The sequence below is a fragment of the Nocardia vinacea genome, from assembly GCF_035920345.1.
Classification (GTDB): Bacteria; Actinomycetota; Actinomycetes; order Mycobacteriales; family Mycobacteriaceae; genus Nocardia; species Nocardia vinacea_A.
Map to the genome: position 1 here is coordinate 6,996,708 of NZ_CP109149.1, position 19,594 is coordinate 7,016,301.

Genomic DNA, 19,594 nt, shown 5'->3' on the forward strand with positions numbered 1-19,594 from the left:
CACTTGAGAACAAACAGTGAAGGATGTCCTGAGCCCCTACACCGACATCGTAACCAAAAGCCCTGGCGAAGTGGCGACTTCGGATTGCAATCCGGCAGAGCAAGACAGCTGGGTGCGCGAGCAGTTGCCCGAGTATTGCCCTGCTGGCAGTTCGAGCTTACCGGAGAAAATCCCAAACATGCTGCTGTAGCATTCACTTCGGGTTGCTTCTACTGTCGGAGTCGCGCCGGGACATCCTGGGCGGTCCGAGTGCCCGGGAAAGACCGGGTTGGGAGGGTGAACATGTACTACAAGGGATTCGTCGTCACGATCGTTGCCTTGTGCGCGACGATCGTCGCGCTGGGCGCCGGCATCCTGGTGCGATTGGACGGCGGGACATACGTAAAGTCTGTCCAGAACGGAGCGATGTCCTTTGCTGCGGCAATGACGCTCGGTCTGCTGGTGGCGGGCGCGCTGGGGGCGTTGTGAAGCGGCACCCACAGCCAAACTCAAGCCTGCGTAATCGAGACGCGACGGAACAGATGCGGCAACAGGAGCAACTGTGGAGCAGCCTCGACAGATTGTCAGCTCATGCCGGAGCATCTGCGGCCTATCGGTTCGTCCTGAGGTTGCTAGTTCTTCGCAGCCTCACGAATGACGATGAATCGCACTGGGCTAGATTCAAGGATCTGACGCTGGAGCCTCGCATCGTGGATGAGTCGATCGACGGCCAACTGGACAGCGCACTCGCAGCCGCGGCGGGTGAACGCGAGGCAGGTGGAGGAGCCTGGACTACTCAGGACCAAATCGCGCACCCAAGCCCGCAAACCTGGGCCGCGCTTCGGGCACTGATCGATGTGGTGGATGCCATTTCAGGCGACTTGGTCAGAGTGTTCGACCTTGTTCTGGAACGCTACTCATGGACGCAAGGTGTTGGAGGTCAGTACTTTACGCCGCGGTCCATCATTCGTCTGACGGTCGGTGTGGCCGATCCGAGGCCGGATGGAACGATCTTCGATCCGGCCTGTGGCTCGGGGGGCTTTCTGTTGGGCTGCGCCCAACACCTGATGGCTACAGCACCAGAAAGCAATCCGCCAACGTTGGCTGGCCGTGAGCTGAATCCGGGGATCTTGCAGATTGCGCATCTGAATCTTCTCGCGCACGGATTACAGGCGGACTTGGGAGAACGACCGACCAACAGCCTTCTCGACCTCAACGACAGCGCCGCACACGACATTGTCCTGCTCAATCCTCCCTTCAACCAGAAGAATTGGGCTACTGACCGCGAGATCGAATCGAAAGTCTGGGTGTTCGGCCCTCCACCGAGGGCTAACGCCAACTTCGCCTGGTTGCAGCGCGCAGTGTCCCTGCTGTCGCCTGCTGGTAGAGGCGTTGTGCTCATGCCGTCCGAAAGCCTCCGAGATAGCCGCAGCAAACCGCGGGAAGTGTTGCAGCGGCTTGTGACTGAGGACTTGGTCGAGGCCGTGGTGTCTCTACCGGACGGACTGTTTCCACATGTGCGGGTGTCCGCCTGCCTGTGGGTGCTGAACAAGGACAAGGGGGCGACATCCACCGGCAACGGCCGAAATCGTAGTGGCCAGACCCTGTTTGTCGATGCACGAGACATGGGCGAGCAGGTCACCCGCGGCAAGTGGCAATTGCCGGATGCGGTTGTAGACAGCGTAGTTCGGGCGATAAAAGCATGGCGGAGCTCCGAATGGGAGATGTTCCGTCCCGAAGAGGTATGGCCAGGGCGCGATTGGTGCGGCACCGCCGACATATCCGAGATCAAACAGCGCGATTGGGACCTAACCCCATCCAGACACATCTCGTCGACACCACACGGCGAACAGGGGAAGGAATTCGACGAGCTCGTACAACGCCTGGCGCTCCGAATGGAGCGAGTCCGCGATCTCGATCGCATACTCCTGCAGAAGTTGAGGGAACAATGACCGCGACACCGACAACACCCCCTCCACCACAGCCCACCGACGGACTGCGGCGAGTTCGGTTGCAAGACATCCCAGGTATCGAAATCACCTATGGCGTTGTCCAAGCCGGACCATTCGATGAACAGGGTGTCCCGATACTGCTTGTGGAGCAGATCGCTGAAAACCGTTTGCGCCCCGGTGTACGGATGCGTATCAGCAAGGACGTCCACAACTCGCATCGGCGCTCTGAGCTGCAGGACGGCGATCTAGTCCTAGTCTTGGTAGGCCGCGTGGGAGACTCGGCACGGATCACAGCCGAGCATGCCGGATGGAACATCCCACGCGCCATCGGAGTCATCCGATGTGTCGATTCATCGACGAAGTCAACGTCAGTGATCGATTGGCTCCAGTACTGGTTGGCATCGCCATCCATGCGTAAGTGGTTTACTCAAAAGGCATCTCAGTCCGTCAAACCAACCCTGAGCGTCCAGTCTTTGAAGAATCTGGAAGTGCCACTTCCTGCCCCCACCGACCGCAGTCGTCAAATCGAGTTGTTCAAGGACATGGAAAAACGCGCATCCGACAGTCTCGAGGTGGCCGAGACAGCGCTAGCGATAGCTGATGAGGTCTTCGAACGCACGAAAAAGACCGCAAAGACCGAACCCAGGATACTCGGGCAAGTGTGCCAAGCTCGAACAGGCGACCATCGCCGTCAGATTATTTCGGACCCCAACACGGACGTGGACGGATCCGACTTCGTCGTGCCTACCGCCCGCGTTCTCAAGGCAAAGCTACCGTGCGAGCGCCTGGGCGAAACAGCACAGAAGCGTCGTGAATGGCAGCCAACAGGACAGCTGCTCATTGCCACAAAAGCAGGGACCGCGCAGATACTTATCGATCCATCGGGCCACGCGACTGCCGCTCGTGGAACCTTGTCAGTGCACGCGCTGGACGAATATGACCAGTGGTGGCTACTGCATGAGCTGCGCTCCCGCCGTGAGGAGCTGATCGATGTGGCTCAGCAGGGCAACTCGCGGGAACTCAGTGCGCGCGCATTCAGCAAGCTGCATGTCGACTGGCCCACCCGCGAGGTCCGACAGCAGTTTGCAGAGGTTGCAGCGGCACTGCACGAACGAGCCATCCTTGCCATGGACGACCACGAAGACATGCACGCAATGGTCGGTCTGTTGATCGAGAAAATGGTGAATCGATAGCAAACGACAAGCGCCCGGAATGCTGAACCTACTGGAAATGGTTGTTCAGCAATCGATTCTGGCCCACAAGAGTGTTGTGCAGCCACGGGTAACGGTGGTCGCGCAAGCCGGGAGCCCGACGCCGACCTTCACAGCGGTGCCAACTGTGCCCAGCGCCGAGATTCAACTTGGAACCGTGCGCCATTCGATGGCCATGGGGCAAACAGTAATGACGCGGTGGCAAGCCGGAGATCGTACGGTGTCGCTGTGTGACAGGTGGGTAGGACCGTTCGTCGGCGCGTGCGGCGGAGACAGTGTTCGTCGGTTCGATCAACCCTGCGTTTCCGCAGTGGGTGGGAACCCCGTCGCTGCTCCAAGAAATGTAGACAGCCCGGGATGGGGGGTGGACCGTCCCTCTGTGGGAACCAAGTGGACTTGGATGTGCATACCAGCTTCCCGGCAGATGTCTAGTGCTCGGACATCTGCGTTGCTCCAGCTCCCGTCGGTGAACAGATGGAGATCGACCCGTTGCCGCACCGGGTAGTGGGATTCGATCTGTTCGATCCATGCGTTGGCGGCAGCGGCCACTGCCTCGGTGGGCATGGATGGCTGCAGGTCCACTCCCGTGTCTGTAATGGCGCTGGATGTGAGTGCCGCCAGCGGAACCAGCCTCGGGCTGTGCGAACCGAAGGTCGTCAAGAGCAGCTGATCGAAGTCAGTGATGAGATCGAGTCCCTCGATACCGGACGCCTTGCCGATCATGTCGATTCTCTGCGCCGCGGCGCCCGGTTTCATGCTTCCGCTGATATCCACGGCTACTATGCCGATGCGCTGCGCGACAAGATCGCGCCAACAGGCTTTCAACCAGCCCGCAGTCTTCGACGCGGATTGGGAGCCGGGTCGCAAACGCTCAGCGAGAGCTATCTCGCAACCGTTCATCGTCTGGGTGTGCAGGTTGTCTGTATCCGATGTGAGCGAGAAGTACGACGCGCCAAGGACGCGGTGTGGCTGCCATTCGATCAAAGCGATGGTAGAGCTTTTCATGTCCTGCAGGCCGTATCTGAGTCTGGCCTTCGCCTCGACAGCAATCAGGACCTTCTCCTCCTTCGCCCCAGGTTCCGCACCCTGTGCGGGGTCCTCGGCGATGGTCACCAGGATCTCTGGGCGGTCGCCCACTCCAGCGACCAACGACGCCGGTGGGGTCGATTGATGCTGGTAGTAAAACCGCAGTTCTCGACCATCGCCCAACAACGAAGTCGCTATCGCAAGAGGATTGACCGAACCAGCCTTGAGATCCCAATCAGTGCCTGTGAGCCGGGGGGACCACCGTCGGGTTCCGTAACTGTCCATAACGATGCGTACGACCCAGATCTCGTAGATCTGCCATCGTTTCTTCCAGTAGGGAAGGTCGAAGAACTTACGAAGCTGCTGCACGGAGACGATTTCGAAACATGCCTCAAGATCGGTGAGCCCGTCTCGAATGTAATGGGCGACAAAATCATTCGAGTAGCTGCATCCGTCGCGTTTCCCTGTGCGCTGTCTGACTTCAGGAAGGATGTCCGGTAAGCGCCTGAGGAACCATTCGGCATCGGTCGACCGGCGAGGGCTGCGGCGCGGCCCCTCAGCCGAGGGGCTAGGAGTCGCGGTCATGACGCGGGCCACGATATCGAGGCCGCGCTCGAGGCGCTCGAATTTCTCCGCCACCCCCGCTTCGCAGGATCGACACCGCTTAGTTTCAGCACTCGGATCGTCGTTTCTTCCGAAACATGTTGGCGGGAAGTGAGCGTCATGGCAGTTTACAAGTGGGGTGCGTGGTGGCAGTCGCGAGGGAATGAATTCAGCTTCCAGCACGTCCTCGATGATCGCGCGTTCGTAAGCGGCGTACTGCTCCAGATCGAGCTTCATCTCGTTCATCTGATCATCGCTGACAGACACCGAAAGGTTGGCAGTTGACTTGGTTCCTGCCAGTTGGCCCAGCCATTCGTACAGCTCACGGATCATGGTTGCGACCGGGGCAGCCGCAGTCGCCACGGCGGCGAGCACCAGTGCGGGCGCAGTATCAGCGAGTGCCTGCCGCAAATCTTGGTCATCGGCGATCCCGAAGGCGGCGCGTAGTTCGCCTTCTAGTTCCTTTTCCCCCGCAGCGCCCCCTAGCTCGAGGGCCTCAAGGATGTCATCGATGGACGCTGGATCTGGCATGTCATCCCTCCCGACTGCCACGACGTCGCTACGCACGGCATGCCGTCTATCTGCAGCACCTTCTCGGAGAATTCTACAACCGCGACGCCATCAAGGTGCTTACCCGAACTCGCCATCAAACGTTGTGCGACAAGATCTCTAAGAGCGCATCTGAGAAGTCAGGTGGCGGGTGAGTGTGTGAATGGCGGCGATGTAGACCACGGCTTCGTGGTGGTCGGGGCCGGTCTTATAGTCGCGAACGCATCGCCGGTATTTGACCAGCCAGCCGAAGGTGCGTTCGGCGGGGCCGCCCCTCGAACCCGGTCATGGTGTCACTGCGTTTGACGATGTGAACCGTAAGTGCCAGAACGGAATTCGCCCAGCACACCAGCCGTCCCGCATAGCCGCCGTCGGCCCAGACCAAGGTGAGGGTGGAGAACCTGGCAGCCACCACGACCGCCAGCAACAGCCCGCCGGTGTCGGTGGAGAGCGGATCCTGCTGATCCGCGTCGGTGCGGGCGAACCGATTCGGCGATAGCCATCAATCGTTTCGCAATGCCCGAGACTACCTCTAGCTCGATGTCACACATTCTGCCAACACCATCATCGGTCCTGGAAGACGGCCTGGGCCCGCTCGGGCCTGCCGAAGTCCCTAGTGTCAGACCAACCGCGCCGGATCGCCAACACTCTGCAAAAGCCGGATGCCTGAGCGCTCTTAATCCCGACGCCGTTCGTCAACGAGACAACGACCAACTGCGCACAGGCCTTCAGCTATTCGATCGAGTTCGGTCCTTGTTCCGGCTCGATTGGCAGGTCCAAGTCAGTACGGATGCGAGTCAGTATGATTCCGGCTTTGCGCAGAACTTCGCTGCGCATCGCACTACTCATAGGAGGATTCATGGTGAATGACGCTTCCATACCACCACAAAAGTCCGCATTCTCACCAAGCGTCTTCGCGGCCTCCTGCTGGATAGCACGATCGACAACGTTGATACTGTGATTTTCCGGTGTAACTTCGACTTTGATGATTCCGGATTTCGAGCGCCTACCCATTTGACCTCCTCCCACTAAGCGATAGAAGCCATTCAGGAATCCAGTGAAGATGCCGTCTTCGTGCGGTATTATCCCAGAACTCGCCATTTTAGTCAACCCTAACGTGAAATTTTACGTTTTATGGTTCCGGTACTCCGACGTCGATAACGACGTACACGTAATGTCAGAAGCAAGAGAGTCATTACCGCGCACCCGGACGTGCTGATCATCAAAATCGCCCAAAGCGGTTGGTTCGTTCCTAGCAGCAGGACGGGACCTTCAGTCGACATCCGCCGTGCCAGCTTGAGTGCCGATAAGATCATTGCGAACACAGAGTTAACAACGAACCATGACGCTACAGCGAGAGTGGAAACCGAGATCCGACTGACCGCCTCCGAGGTGAACCTGGACACCAGCCAGCCTGAAATTAGTGCTGGCACCCCGAACAGAATTGTCGCCCAATACGACTGAGTAGTTGGCGACGAGTCACATTTCGCACCATAGGGGAAATCCATACAGAATCGCGACGAGGGCTCGAATCCAAATATCATGTCGTGCCAATGCCCCACCCCAATGCTCAACGCCATCAGATATAGCGACAACAAGACAAGTACGAACATCAGCCCAGGCGGCTTCTCTCGAAGTTCGATAGTCATGGACGGTATATGTGGACGCGGATCGACATCCACTGGATTACGACGCCTGCTTTCCGTAACCGAGGCTGCTGGAGTATTTTTATCGAGCAAATGAGGAGCGACTCCCAGAACATCCAGGTCTCGCCCGTACGCGTGAACGTAAGTCAATCCTCTGGTGTCTTCGCAGTCCCATCTCGGATCTATAGGCCGATGCGTATAACTACTGGATGATATATGCACCGAGTCGGTGTCTGTTATTTCCGCCATACCAAGGCCGAGGTCATATATGTACATGCCTTCGGGAGCTTCGGTGCGTAAGTGGTAACTTTGCGTCCTAGTTGCTCGAGTGAGTCGGATCATATGCGACCGACGCACCAATCCGAAGCATGATCGGATATAAGAGTAAACCCACTCCCAGAAGCTAATCGGGCCGCCGCCGCTCTCCCTGCCGCCTACGCGCGTGCGATCCTCGGTAAAACCTACCTTAAGCTTGATCTCTTTCGCTGCAGGCACTACGGCAATAATAGGAAAGGTGGCCTGAATGTCCGAAATAAAGTTGTGGAGAAAATTTCGCAGGACACGGGCGTCGGCGCTCGTCAAGCCCTCCGTAATTCCGTGAATTCTCTTTGACATCGCCTGCATTTCACTGCTGTGAGCGACTCTTTCCCGCAAAATATCCTCGGTCATCTCCTTCCACAAATCTTTCGGCACCGTACCCAATACCAAATCGACCATTATTTCACCCATTGTGAGAACAGCGCCCAATGTCTCACGATACGAAAGTGTCCTCACCGCTACATCACTGTCACAAGAAATTCTGAGATTGTCCACCAACGCACCTTTGGGAGGCGTCAGGACGGGAACTAGCACTCGTTCTGCGCCGGTAGCGTTTGCATCAACAAGAGTTTGTGTGGTTTTAAAAACATAAGCTTCGTCACCGAGTTCGATTTGCTCGGAAATGCGCATAATGTACGCGCTTGGCTCGATTATGAACTCCAGCAACATCAACACCTCAGCCTCAGTGAACTTAGTGTTGAATTCGCGCTTTGCCGCAGCAGCAAGACGCTGATTTTCATTCCGGGCGTGGGACAGATCGATACGGGTTATGTCGCGCCCGGCCGTATTACGCGTGGAGGCCAGTCGCGCAATCAGGGCGACGACCAAAATTACTCCGATTACCAATAGCTCTGCCCGGCTCGGATTTTTCCGGATGGCGCCGAAGGGCCCTATTAGAAACAATAGGAGACCAGCCGCGATAGCAATCACCAGTGACAGAGTACGACGCAGCATACGAATCGATCTTGCAGCTTTAGTCGATGGGGGCAATGTCGACCTCGCCGGCCTACTGCGCCGCAGCATTGGCACCACCGCCCAATTTTCCATGTCCGCTACGGACGTAGCTGCGATTGCCATCCCAACTGCTCGGTATTTTGTTCCTGACGGTAAATGAATTAGGACTCATTGTGCTCATTCACACGGGTAGATCCTTTGGATAGGTTGAAGCAACCACTCGATCATCCCCCTGACGCAATGGTGATCGACTGGTAGCCGATACCGCTCGTTGCCTTGTTAGAATCATCGCTCGACACCTGGTTCAATGTTTCATAATTCGTGAATGAACCTGATTTGCCCGGAATGAGCAAGTTGGGCTCCGACAAATCGCGCACTACACGCGTGCACACAGGAAATATTTCAGAATTGGATAGCTAGCCCTAAGCTCATACCAATCGCGACCGGCGACCGCGGCGCCGCGTGCGGGAGACGATTGCAGTCGCTGCTGCCAACGGCACGCGAGTTTTGGATCTATCCCACTTTCCGTGATCGACCCATCGCTTGAACTGCGAACGGGGACTTGGTGATTGATGATGTTGACGGTGTTCAGATCTCGGACCGGTAGCGGTCCTGCTTGCCCATCTGGACGGCCTGCGGATCGAGGGAGCATGCAGCCGAGCTCGTTGTGCGGATCGAGGCCAGCACCCACGACGAGCCAGTAGCGTGCCCGGGATGCGCTGTGCCCGGCCGCAGTCGAAGCGATGGCCGAACTCGGCACCGACATGTCCGAACAGTCGCCGAAGATCCTCACCTCCGTGCAGTCGAATCTTCCGACGTCATCACCAGGGGAGTGGTTTTCCGCGCCTTACGTTGGTAGCGATGAGGTGTGGCGCCGTTGGCGTGCTGGTGAGTCAATCTCCGGGATCGCCCGAGCTGTCGAGACGCCGCCGCAGCATGTGCAACGCTTTTTCGCCCAGACCGGAGGTGTTCGCCCGCCGTCACGGCAGCGGCGTGTGCAGCATTTAACGATCGCCGAGCGTGAGGCCGCGTGGCCTATTGAGCTGCCGCGGCCGATCAGCACGCATATCAGCGTGCGCGACGACCGAAACCAGCGAAGCTGGCCATGTATCCGCTGTTGCAGGCCTGGTCGAGGAAAAGCTCACCGCGTGCTGGTCACCGCAACAGATCGCGGGCTGGTTGCGCCGAATGTTCCCTGCTGATCCGGCGATGCGGATCTCTCACGAGGCGATCTATCTGACGCTGTTCGATCCTCGCCGTAAGAAGGCGATCGACCGGACCTTGGGACGCAAACTCCGTACCGGCCGGCGGATGCGTCATCCGAAGCGAGCACGTCGCCCGGACGGACGCGGGGTGATCAGCGATCTGGTATCCATCAGCGAACGCCCAGCGGAGGTCGAGAACCGGCAGGTCGCCGGGCATTGGGAAGGTGATCTCGTGATGGGGTCGCGGCCCTCGGCCGTCGCGACGCTGGTCGAGCGAACCACCGTTTCACCGCGCTGGTGGCGCTGCCTGATGGCCTCAAAGCCGACCAGGTCACCCCTCATTTGACCAGGTGCCTGCTTGGCCTTCCTGCGTCGATGCGCCGCACGCTGACTTGGGACCAGGGCCGTGAGATCGCCGGCCACAAGGCGATCACCTCCGCCACCAGCATGCCGGTCTATCTCTGCAATCGCCGCAGCCCTTGGCAGCGCGGCACCAACGAGAACACCAATCGCCTCCTGCGCCAATACCTTCCGAAAAACGCCAACCTGCGCCGCTTCACCCAAGAAGACCTCGACGCCATCGCTCATGAACTCAATCACCGGCCCCGCAAGATCCACGGCTACCGCAGCCCCGCAGAGTTCTACACTGAACATCTGAAAAGCGGTGATGCACTGACCATTGAGCCACCATCGCTTGCGCCCGGTAGGGATCTGACTGGTAGTGGTTGATAGTCGAGTGGCATGAATGTCTCGAATCGTTCGCGGTGCCAACAGCGGCATCGGTCGGCGCGGGCACAGAGGTCGCCAGTGGTGCATCGGAGAATGCGCACGGTGACTTGAGCTGGAAAGCTTGCTGTTCATGTCCAAGCTCCGCGTCGGTGTCCTCGTCTCGCACAACGGCTCCAACCTTCGGGCTCTGCACCGTGCGGCGGCCGAACCCGCGGCGCGGTTCGAGGTAGTGGCCGTGATCAGCAACAACAGTGGATCGCCTGGATTGGCGTATGCGCGGGAGAACCAGATCGCGACCCGTCATTTGTCGGGCAAGACCCATCCTGGTCCCGATCAACTCGACGACGCCATCCGGGCCATGTTCGTCGAGCATTCGGTCGAGTTAATCGTCACGGCCGGCTATATGAAGAAGCTCGGCCCGCGGACCCGCAAGGAATTCGCGCCCGAAATCCTTAACATCCACCCCGCACTCTTGCCGCGCTTCGGCGGGCACGGGATGCATGGAAACCACGTTCACCAGGCAGTTCTCGACTCCGGCGACACCGTCAGCGGCCCGTCGGTCCACATCGTCGACGACGAATACGACACTGGCGAAGTGATCGCCCAGCTCGAGGTCCCGGTGCTCGCCGACGACACCGTCGACACACTCGCTGCGCGTGTGCTGACCGCCGAGCACATTCTCCTGCCCCTGGTCGTGCAGCAGATCGCCACCGGACAACGCCTCTACCTCAACAATCGGCCTTGACCACGCCGCGGTAGCCATTGCGTGGCACCCAGGCGCTTCACCCAAGAAGAGCTCGACGCCGTGTGGCCAACCGCAGCACCGCAGAGGACTACGCTGAGCACCTGAACAGGCGTGACGCACTGACCATTTGAGCCCACCAACGTTTTCCGACATAGGTTCAAGTTCCAGAACGCTGACCAACCTACGGAGTGTTCACGGGTGAGGGCATTTGGCTGGGGAACGCTTCTCCGCTGGGACTGGTTTGCTGGGACGGGCGACACCGTCGTGGTGCCCTCGACCGTCGCGCCCGCGCAGTCGACTGCCCCGCCGAAGTCGTGCTTCCCGTTCAACTGCTGACAGCGATCACGCCGTGGCAGAGTCGGTAATCGACCTGTATGTATAGAACGACCGAGGGGCCTGGGCTGCTACAGACAGCCCAGGCCCCTCGGTTCATCTGTGTGGTTGCTACCGATCCCCGTGGCCACGGGGCTGGTCGGATGCCGGGTCGTCGAGGTATCGCCATCGAATTCGGGTGATCGTGCTGCTCGGTGCGCAGCCCTTGTGGCTGCCGCAGAAGAAGGGGTTCCGGTAGTAATCGCGGAAAAAACAACGGATATGGCGGTTTGGCCTGGTCGTGAGCACGGCCAGCGGATGTATCACCAACCCCCGAGTGCTTGACGTTGCTGCGTACACGGCACGCGTTACAGGTTCGACCTCCGGAAACCCCGCTGCTCCGAAGCTGTCTCACGAACGAAGGTCTGCGGACACGACACCCCGCGAGTTCGCATTGGATGCGACTCTCTCGCACCTGATGCGAGCGGCCAGAGCAGACCTTCTATCTGGCCTGATCAGCGGCTACGCCGAACATCGTTGGATTTCGGCGGAACTACTGGGGACCCCGAAGGGGATGGCGTGTTGAGCGCCTGGTCGTGGACCGGGTCAGGCGGGGACGCCGGTGTACAGGTTGTAGGTGCCGTTGGCCTGCAGCTCGCAGACGTAGTGGGTGCCTCCGGTGCTGGGTGCCCGGCCGTCGGCCTCGCAGGCGGACAGGGTGGCGTAGTTGCCGATGTAGGTGCCGCCGGGGTTGGCCGCGGCGATGCCGGTGACGAGGGCGGCGGTGGCGCCGACCGCGAGGAGACAGGTGGCGAGGGTGGTGGCGATCTTGTTCATGGCTGTCCTTCGGTCATTGTGTCGAGCATCAGATACGGAACAGTCTGTTTGTGGAGATTCGGAGCCGCTAGGGTAGTGATCTACTCGATCGTGGAGCCAGCGCGATGACGGTCGCGCGATGTCGGAGCCCACCGGGAAGGCTCGGGTCGATCTCGACTGATCGAGCTGTGGTGTTGCAGGTTCGAGCCGTCGACCTCGTCGAACTCGATGATGTAGAGGGTGTCGACGCAGCTGCCAGAGGTTGTCGGCGTAGGGCGGAGATTGTTGATGCGGTAATGAACGGCCACCGAGAAATAGGCGCACAGGCGCTGTGACACGAACGAAAACGGCCACGCCGTGATGGCGCCGCCCAGTTGGCGATTTACGCCCAATACGTAACTACGCAGCGCGCCCGACCGCAGTCTGACCACCGATAACCACTTATCGGCGGTCAGAACCTTGCAAGGATGGATATGCCCCGGACGAAGCCGCGCGGATACCACCATGCCGTGGCGTCGTAATTCACGGCGTGAAGGCGAAACGCCGCGCTCGGTCCATCTTCAGTCCTCGGCAGAAGGCGGGATGTGCCGACTGTCAGATGAACTATCTGACAGTCGGCTGATGTTGTGGGACGACAGAGTCGGCAGCGACCGTGCACTGTTCGACCTGACGATCGGTGTGCATCGGACTGAGCTGCCCGCGGTATGTCCGCAGGATCTCGCTGACTTGGTCGCGGTGTTCGCGGGCGGCGCGGTCGGCCATGGCGTGGGCGGCGGTAATCGCCCGGGAGTACTCCACATCGCGTTGCTCGAGCTGATGGTGGTGTTCGTTGGCCTGGTCGTCGAGCCGCTGTCGCAGGGTCGCGTTCTCCTCAGCTGAAGTCTTGGCGTTGGTGACCGCGGCATCTCGTTCGCCTTCGGCATGGGCCTGTGCTGCGCGGGCAGCGTCGAGGTGTCTACGCATTTCCTTCAAGACCGCTTCGGCCTCCTCGTAGACGCGGTCGCGATCAGCTTCTACCTCGGCGATGCGCTCTTGTGCGTCGGTGGCGGCTTGTGCTGCAAGGTCTTTGGCCTCCTGAGTCTCCTCGGCGGCTTCGTCGGCGGCGGCCAGGGCAAGCTCCTCGAGCTCGACCGCACGTTCCAGCCGACGCGCCATGACCGTGGCCGCCTTCTCCGCATCGTCGCGAGCCTGTTCGGCGGCGGCGATGCGGACAGTCGCGTCCCGTCGAATCTCGGCGATCTCGCGGTCGATGACCGCAGGGTCGGTGACCTCGGCGATCAGTTCGCCGGCGTCGACCAGCATGGCCGCCAGCTCCACGCGCGTCAGCTCGATGCGGTCGACGAGATCGGCGAGGGCATTCATGCCGTCGGTGACCGGACGCGACGGGCGCTGCTCTGTGCGTTTGCCGGTCTTGTCGTCGGCTTTACGCTTGCGGCGCAGCGCTTTCTGGGCGGTGTGGTCGGGGTTGTCGCAGTATTTGCGCGGTGCGCCCGGCTTGCCGCTGCTCATGACTTCGGCTTCGCATGTACCGCCGTTGTCCAAGGGGAACTGGCATCCCGTCGGGGTGTCGGTGGTTGTGGCGCGTGGCGTGACGGCTTTCAGCATCATGGAATTCCGTTTCATTCCATTTCATTTCATTCCGACGCTGCGGTGATGAAATGAATCCTGGTGGGCAGGTGGAGTGCTCGGGGACACTGGTTCAGGCGACGGTGCGCAGCATCGCGGCGCGGGCGCGTGGGAGCCGGTGGGCGATGATTTGGGCGGCGGCGGCGCTGGCGCGGCGGTCGTTGTGGCCGTAGCGGGCGTCGGTGGTGTTGACCGATTTGTGCCCGGCGTCGCGGGACACGACGAACAGGGGGACGCCGTCCTGGAGCTTCCAGGAGATGCCGGTGTGGCGCAGCGTGTAGGGCGTCAGTCGCTTGCCGCGCATCGAGGCGATCGCGTCGGCGAAGCGCTCCAGCAGATACTCCGGATCCGCGCCTTTCCATTGGGCGTTGGGGCCGAACGGTTCGAGGTTGCCGTCGGCGAGGGCACGCAGGCGGCGTATGGCGGGCACCCAGGCTTTGGCGTAGAAGTAGCCCGCGCTGATCGGGGTGTCGTTGCTGGTGTGGACCAGTAACTCGTCACCTGGGCGATCCAGGTCGAAGCGTTCCAGGGTTTCCAGCGGAACGGTGACGGTGCGAATACCGCGCGAGGACTTCGGCTTTCCCAGCTTCATCTCACCGCCGACGTGCTTCCACGCCTTGTTGATGCGCACATCGCCGGTCCGTTTGTCGATGTCGCGGATCTGGATGGCGGTGACCTCGCTGGGCCGGGCCATCGAGACGAGGTTGAACTCGGCGTGCGGACGCCACCGCGGCGGCATCAACTGTTCGAAGAGCTCCCATTCGTCGTTGTCGAAGATGTCGAGCTCCGGCGCGTCGTGGCGCGGCAGTCGAATCCCCAGGCACGGGTTGTAGGGGATCAACGGCGACGGTCGTTCGGCCACGGCCGCGTTCAAACCGGCGGAGAGGAATCCGTGTTTGTTGTGAATGGTTTTCGCGCCGTTGCCCTTGTCCTGCTCGAGGTGCACGATCCAGGCGGCGTCCAGATCCTGGTTGAACGCGGTGATCGGCAGCGAGGAGCCCATGAACGGTTCGATGTCGCGGTCGATGTAGCGGAGGTAGCCGGCGCGGGTGCGTTCCTCGATACCGGTCAGCCGCGCGGTGTACTTGCGCAACCACTCGACCAGCGTCATGGAGCCGACCGCAGTGCCGAGCTGGATCTCGCGGATCCGGCGCGCCTCGGCGACCCCGACTACCTCGGCCAGCTCACACCAGCGCACCGCGGCCTCGAAGTCGTCGAAGGTCTCCGACGTCGACCGTCGACGCCCGGTCTCGTCGTAGAAGTGGAACGGAACCTGCCAGGCGATCGACCCGTTGCTACGGGGTCGCGGGCGTGGTGTGAGCATGAAGCCTCCAGAGCCGGTAGTTGCCCTGAGAAGCCGTTGAGACCGCAAATGGTGACGTGGTGACACAAGTGGTGACATACACGTCTACACCAGGGTAGCTCACGCTACTGACCTGGCGTTCTTGTGGAGCGGATGACGGGATTCGAACCCGCGACCCTCACCTTGGCAAGGTGATGCGCTACCAGCTGCGCTACATCCGCATGCGCTTCGTTGGGGTCCGGGAGGGCCGCAACGGCGTGCGCCCAAAACTGTAGTCCGTCATCACGTCCAAATGAAAATCGGACATTCGACGTGGCGCATCAGGGAGCGCTGTGGTCTGCGAGAGCTGTAAAGAAGGAGGCGTGGTCGCCGGCCCATTCGGCGTAGCTGCGGGGTGCGCGGCCCAGGACTTGGTGGACGTCGTCGGTGAGCGTCGCGTTGCCGCCTGCGCGGACGTAGGCCTGGCCGGCCAGTGCTCCGTCGGCGAATTCCGGGGACATGCCTGACGAGATCATGTGTTCGCGCGCAACGTCTTCCGGCACGTCGACCACATCGAGCGGCTGACCGAGGAGCGCTGCCAGTGTGGTGACCTGGTCGGCACAGGTGAGCAGCGCAGGACCGGTGGGGGTGTAGATGTGTCCGGAATGGCCGGGGGTCAGCAAAGCCTCGGCGGCGACTGCGGCGACGTCACGTGGATCGATGACGCCCTGGCGGCCGGTCCCGGTGAGATTCGGCACGGGCCGGCCGGATCGGATGGCATCGGCCCAGCTCAACGTGTTGGAGGCGAAGCTGGTGGGACGCAGGATCGTCCATTCGAGACCGCTTTCGCGGGTCGCCTGCTCGCCGGGCATATGCCAGGTGCCGACGCGGCCGAGTTCCGGATCACCGGTGCCGATGGCGGAAAGTTTGACGATCCGCCGCACCCCGGCGTCGCGAGCCGTGCGGACCAGCGCGCGATCGGTTTCGGCGTCATCGGGGCCGAGGACACCGACGAGGAAGGCCGCGTTCGCGCCGGTCATCGCGGCGGCCATCGAGTCGGGGTCGTGGTAATCGCCCCGGACCACCTCGACCCCGGCGGGCACCCGCTCCGGATTCCGCGTCACTGCGCGGACCCGCACCCCACGGGCGGCCAGCTGACGGACGATTTCACTGCCGATGGTGCCCGTGGCACCGGTGATGACGATCATGAGGAGAGCGTGCCGCCGGTGCCGCCCGGTTCAATAGGAAATTTCGGCACGGCTTCGGGCGCTGTATCCGGCTGTGAGCTGCATACAGTGGGTCGGGTGACCATGCAGGTAGACCTGATCGAAGCCACGGTGCCCGCGCCGGAATCGCTGCGTCCGTGGATCACCGAGCTGGGACGCTTTCCCACCGCCACTGATGCATCCCTGCCGTTCACACATGTGCCGCATGCCGGGACGACGATCGTGCTGCGTACTGCCGACCGCCCAGACGCACTGGTCCTCGGCCCGCAGACCCGCGCCTCGTACTCCACAGCCGATAAACCCGCTGGCTGCGCCCGCCTGCGCCTGGCCCCCGGCGCCACCCGCCAACTGCTCGGCATCCCCGCCGCTGAGCTCGCCGATCGTGTCGTCCGTCTCGCCGACCTCCCCGGTGTCGCCGCCGAATTGGCGAACGAACTCGCCACGCTGCCAACGGAAGAGGTCCTGCCGTTCCTGGAAGAGGTTCTTCCACAACGCATCTCCGAAGATTCGACGCAACGCATCCACCGCGAACTTCTCCGCGATGCGGTAGCCGCTATATCCGCAACGCCAACAGTCCACGACCTGGCCGCCGACCTCGCAGTAAGCGAACGCCAACTGCGCAACCTGTTCACCAACGGAATCGGCATCTCCCCGAAGCATTTCGCGAGGATCGGCCGCGTCCGCCAGCTCCTCGCCGATGCGAGCGACACGGAGGTTTCATTGGCCGACGTCGCAGCCGTCCACGGCTACTACGACCAATCCCACATGTCGGCGGACTTCAAAGCGCTGATGGGTGTGCCACCAGCCAAGTTCTTCCAGGGACAGGTTCCCGCACCAACCCCGTGCCGGTCGGCCTGAAGAACTCAGCGCTGCTGCGCCGCGCGACGTCGGGCCATCTCTTCCCGCTCGAGCACCGCGGCCTCGGCAAGGGTGGGCGCACTGCCGCCGAGTCTGACCGGAACCCAAGGCGCACCCTCGGGCATCGGGTAGCCCGTTTGTGCCTGTTCGAGCAATTCGCCCATCCGCGTACGGATTTCGGCTGTCAGGTCGTCGGTCGGCTCGGCGGGCGGGATCGGATCGCCGATGCGGATATTGATCGGAAAACGATGGCGGCCGAGTTGTTTCGGGAAACCCTTGGTCCAGATGCGGTGCGCGCCCCAGATGACGATGGGAATGACCGGCACGTCCGCGTCGATCGCCATACGCGCCGCACCGGATTTGAATTCCTTTAGTTCGAAACTGCGGCTGATCGTCGCTTCCGGATAGACCACGACCAGTTCGCCTTCCCGCAACGCCTCGACGGCGCGTCGGAATGACGCCGCTCCGGCCGCGCGATCGACGCCGATTGCCTTGCAGTGCTTCATGAGAAAGCCGACGATGCCGTGTTCGAGTTCGGCCTTCATCATGTAGCGCACATTGCGCCGTGATATGCGCCCGACCAGCCCGACCTCCATGAAGTCCAGGTAGGCGGTGTGATTCACGGCGAGTACGGCACCGCCGATGCGCGGGATCCGGTCTTGGCCGGTGATGTCGATGCGCAGACCCTGCACCGCGAACATCGTGCGAACCAAACCGGTGAGAATGTCATAGACCGGTTCCCGCGACATAGCTTCCCCTACAAAGAATCCTCGGCTGCCCGACGCGCCGCCTTCTCCTCGGCTTCAGCGGCATCCATGGCATCAGCTTCTTCGAGGGTAGGCGCACTGCCGCCCAAACGTGCTGGTACCCAGTACGCGCCGGGTTCGTGCAGGTAGTCCTTCTGCAGATCCAACAGCATGGCCTGCATGGTGCTGCGGAGTTGGGCCGTGAGTTCGGCGGCGGGCTCATAGGGCTGGATCGGTGCGCCTACGGCAATGGAGATCGGAGTATTGGTGCGGCCCAGACGCTTCGGAAAGCCCTTGGTCCACACGCGCTGGGCGCCCCAGATGACGATCGGGATGATCGGCACGTCCGACTCGATCGCCATGCGCGCGGCACCGGATTTGAAGGCCTTGATCTCGAAGCTGCGGCTGATGGTCGCCTCCGGGTAGACGCCGACCAACTCGCCCTTGCGGAGGTATTCGAGTGCCGCCTGGTACGAGTCGGCCCCCGCGGACCGATCGACGGGAATGTGCTTGAGCGCCCGCATGATCGGGCCGGAGATGCTGTTGTCGAACACCTCCTTCTTGGCCATGAAGCGGATGTACCGCTTGGGGGTGCGCACCGGCAGACCCGCGTAGGTGAAGTCCATGTAGCCGGTGTGGTTCACCGCGAGGACGGCACCACCGCGCGCCGGAATATGTTCAGCGCCCTTGACGCTGAACTTCAAACCTTCGACAAAGAAGACGGTACGGGCAAGCCCGATTATCGTCCGGTAGACGGGTTCCACAATTCCGCTAGCGTAGTCGCTGACTGTCCCATCCGGCAGAGCCGCCGCGACTGCGCGCGTCTGACCCGTCGCTCAACGTCTAAGAAAGAGGACCCTCGAAGTGGAACGCGCCCGCCCGATACCGCGTGAACGCGACTGGAAGGACCCGCGCGAACGCGACCGGAGAGGGCTGGTGGCCATCATGGGTGGTCTGGTGCTGACCGGCGCCGTCCTGCTCACCGGCTGCGATTCCGTATCCGGCATTCCCGGCGATGAACCGAAGCAAACGTCGGCGCCGACTACCACCGCAATGTCCGCCGCGATTCCGACCACAACTACGAAGGTCTTGGCGCAGGCGTTCGCGGTGCCGGTCGGTGAGGTTCCCGGCCTGGCCGGCGCGGCGGATGTCGCGGCCCGCTTCGGCGCCGTCTTGGCGGGCTCGACGCCCGCCGAATTGCGGTCCAAGTGCTGGATGATGGCGCCGGGCAATGTGGCCGATATGGCCACCGAGCAGAAGGCCGTCCTCAGCGCCCTCGCACAACCCGCCACCACCACGCAGAACACCGTCACCTGGCAGAACGCGGGCACGACCGTCGCCTTCGATCGGAACGAAGTCGTGGCGGCCACGAAGAATTCGTCCCAGATCGTCTGTCCATGGGTCGCGCAGGACGGCGCCGAGGCCGGACCCAATGAGGCCGACGCCAGGCATACCGTGCGGCGCTATCTGTCCCGCTTCGTCGGCACCCCGCTCGATCCCGCCGATAAAGAGGGAACCTACCCACTGGTCTGCAAGGCGAGCCCGGCGAACTGGGATCCCAGCGGAACCGGAAGTCCGACAGCCCCGCCGCTGGCCAACAACCCGGGCAGGCTCACCGGAACCACGAAATTCACCGATCAGGAGATCCGCTCGGAGCGGCTACGCGCGGGCTACGTGACCGTCGAAGTTCCGGTAACGAACTCCTCGGGTGTGACGCAGACCCGAACCTTCACCCTGACCGCGGGCAACGCGGGCTACTGCATCGGCGACGTTTCTGCCTAACCACTACCCTGGATGGCTGGTAACGGTCA

At 61.5% G+C, this 19,594-nt stretch carries 16 protein-coding genes, 1 tRNA gene and 2 pseudogenes; 8 read left to right on the forward strand and 11 right to left on the reverse strand.

The window, feature by feature from the left end; all coding sequences use genetic code 11:
* Positions 1 to 282 precede the first annotated feature (282 nt).
* The 3 genes from OIE68_RS31890 (at position 283) to OIE68_RS31900 (ending at position 3,124) form a co-directional block, all read left to right on the forward strand.
* A complete protein-coding gene (locus OIE68_RS31890; RefSeq protein WP_327094693.1) occupies positions 283 to 468 on the forward strand; it encodes a hypothetical protein in 186 nt (61 codons plus the stop codon).
* Between the two features lie 221 nt (positions 469 to 689).
* Positions 690 to 1,931 (forward strand): N-6 DNA methylase, encoded by a 1,242-nt coding sequence (locus OIE68_RS31895; RefSeq protein WP_327094694.1) that lies wholly within the window; start codon positions 690 to 692, stop codon positions 1,929 to 1,931.
* On the forward strand, positions 1,928 to 3,124 hold the full coding sequence (locus tag OIE68_RS31900; RefSeq protein ID WP_327094695.1) for a hypothetical protein: 1,197 nt from the start codon (positions 1,928 to 1,930) through the stop codon (positions 3,122 to 3,124). Before OIE68_RS31895 ends, OIE68_RS31900 begins: the two co-directional genes overlap by 4 nt.
* A gap of 309 nt (positions 3,125 to 3,433) precedes the next feature.
* Here OIE68_RS31900 and OIE68_RS31905 read toward each other — a convergent pair whose 3' ends face one another.
* From OIE68_RS31905 to OIE68_RS31915, 3 genes are all read right to left on the reverse strand, one after another.
* On the reverse strand, positions 3,434 to 5,302 hold the full coding sequence (locus OIE68_RS31905; protein WP_327094696.1) for a hypothetical protein: 1,869 nt from the start codon (positions 5,300 to 5,302) through the stop codon (positions 3,434 to 3,436).
* Between the two features lie 750 nt (positions 5,303 to 6,052).
* Positions 6,053 to 6,421 (reverse strand): hypothetical protein, encoded by a 369-nt coding sequence (locus tag OIE68_RS31910; protein ID WP_327094697.1) that lies wholly within the window; start codon positions 6,419 to 6,421, stop codon positions 6,053 to 6,055.
* A gap of 11 nt (positions 6,422 to 6,432) precedes the next feature.
* Positions 6,433 to 8,214: a hypothetical protein gene (locus tag OIE68_RS31915; RefSeq protein ID WP_327094698.1), complete on the reverse strand. Its 1,782-nt coding sequence runs from the start codon at positions 8,212 to 8,214 to the stop codon at positions 6,433 to 6,435.
* 737 nt (positions 8,215 to 8,951) lie between these two features.
* Between OIE68_RS31915 and OIE68_RS47215 the strand changes: the two are divergent.
* The 3 genes and pseudogenes from OIE68_RS47215 to purN all read left to right on the forward strand — a co-directional run.
* Positions 8,952 to 9,061, forward strand: a pseudogene (locus OIE68_RS47215) (heat-shock protein HtpX); the annotation flags it as partial.
* A gap of 197 nt (positions 9,062 to 9,258) precedes the next feature.
* Positions 9,259 to 10,172, forward strand: a pseudogene (locus OIE68_RS31925) (IS30 family transposase).
* A 130-nt stretch (positions 10,173 to 10,302) separates the two neighbouring features.
* Complete coding sequence (purN, locus tag OIE68_RS31930; protein ID WP_327094699.1) at positions 10,303 to 10,917, forward strand: phosphoribosylglycinamide formyltransferase; 615 nt, start codon at positions 10,303 to 10,305, stop codon at positions 10,915 to 10,917.
* Positions 10,918 to 11,835: 918 nt separating this feature from the next.
* On the opposite strand, the gene OIE68_RS31935 is transcribed toward purN, so the two are convergent.
* The 6 genes from OIE68_RS31935 to OIE68_RS31960 all read right to left on the reverse strand — a co-directional run bounded on the left by OIE68_RS31935 (position 11,836) and on the right by OIE68_RS31960 (position 16,161).
* Positions 11,836 to 12,066 carry a hypothetical protein gene (locus OIE68_RS31935; protein ID WP_327094700.1) on the reverse strand — a complete coding sequence of 77 codons (231 nt, stop codon included), beginning with the start codon at positions 12,064 to 12,066 and terminating at the stop codon, positions 11,836 to 11,838.
* 80 nt (positions 12,067 to 12,146) lie between these two features.
* Positions 12,147 to 12,551 (reverse strand): hypothetical protein, encoded by a 405-nt coding sequence (locus OIE68_RS31940; RefSeq protein ID WP_327094701.1) that lies wholly within the window; start codon positions 12,549 to 12,551, stop codon positions 12,147 to 12,149.
* A gap of 97 nt (positions 12,552 to 12,648) precedes the next feature.
* Positions 12,649 to 13,668 (reverse strand): hypothetical protein, encoded by a 1,020-nt coding sequence (locus tag OIE68_RS31945; protein ID WP_327094702.1) that lies wholly within the window; start codon positions 13,666 to 13,668, stop codon positions 12,649 to 12,651.
* Between the two features lie 76 nt (positions 13,669 to 13,744).
* Positions 13,745 to 14,995: a tyrosine-type recombinase/integrase gene (locus OIE68_RS31950; protein ID WP_327094703.1), complete on the reverse strand. Its 1,251-nt coding sequence runs from the start codon at positions 14,993 to 14,995 to the stop codon at positions 13,745 to 13,747.
* A 124-nt stretch (positions 14,996 to 15,119) separates the two neighbouring features.
* Positions 15,120 to 15,195: transfer RNA gene (locus OIE68_RS31955), tRNA-Gly, on the reverse strand.
* A gap of 99 nt (positions 15,196 to 15,294) precedes the next feature.
* Positions 15,295 to 16,161 (reverse strand): NAD(P)H-binding protein, encoded by an 867-nt coding sequence (locus tag OIE68_RS31960; protein ID WP_327094704.1) that lies wholly within the window; start codon positions 16,159 to 16,161, stop codon positions 15,295 to 15,297.
* Positions 16,162 to 16,263: 102 nt separating this feature from the next.
* Between OIE68_RS31960 and OIE68_RS31965 the strand changes: the two genes are divergently transcribed.
* Entirely contained in the window at positions 16,264 to 17,037 is a 774-nt protein-coding gene (locus OIE68_RS31965) for a helix-turn-helix domain-containing protein (protein ID WP_327101889.1), read from the forward strand.
* A gap of 5 nt (positions 17,038 to 17,042) precedes the next feature.
* On the opposite strand, the gene OIE68_RS31970 is transcribed toward OIE68_RS31965, so the two are convergent.
* Entirely contained in the window at positions 17,043 to 17,786 is a 744-nt protein-coding gene (locus tag OIE68_RS31970; RefSeq protein WP_327094705.1) for a lysophospholipid acyltransferase family protein, read from the reverse strand.
* Between the two features lie 8 nt (positions 17,787 to 17,794).
* Entirely contained in the window at positions 17,795 to 18,547 is a 753-nt protein-coding gene (locus OIE68_RS31975) for a lysophospholipid acyltransferase family protein (RefSeq protein WP_327094706.1), read from the reverse strand.
* Positions 18,548 to 18,647: 100 nt separating this feature from the next.
* Between OIE68_RS31975 and OIE68_RS31980 the strand changes: the two genes are divergently transcribed.
* Positions 18,648 to 19,565, forward strand: a complete 918-nt coding sequence (locus tag OIE68_RS31980) for a hypothetical protein (RefSeq protein WP_327094707.1) — start codon at positions 18,648 to 18,650, stop codon at positions 19,563 to 19,565.
* Positions 19,566 to 19,594: the final 29 nt, after the last annotated feature.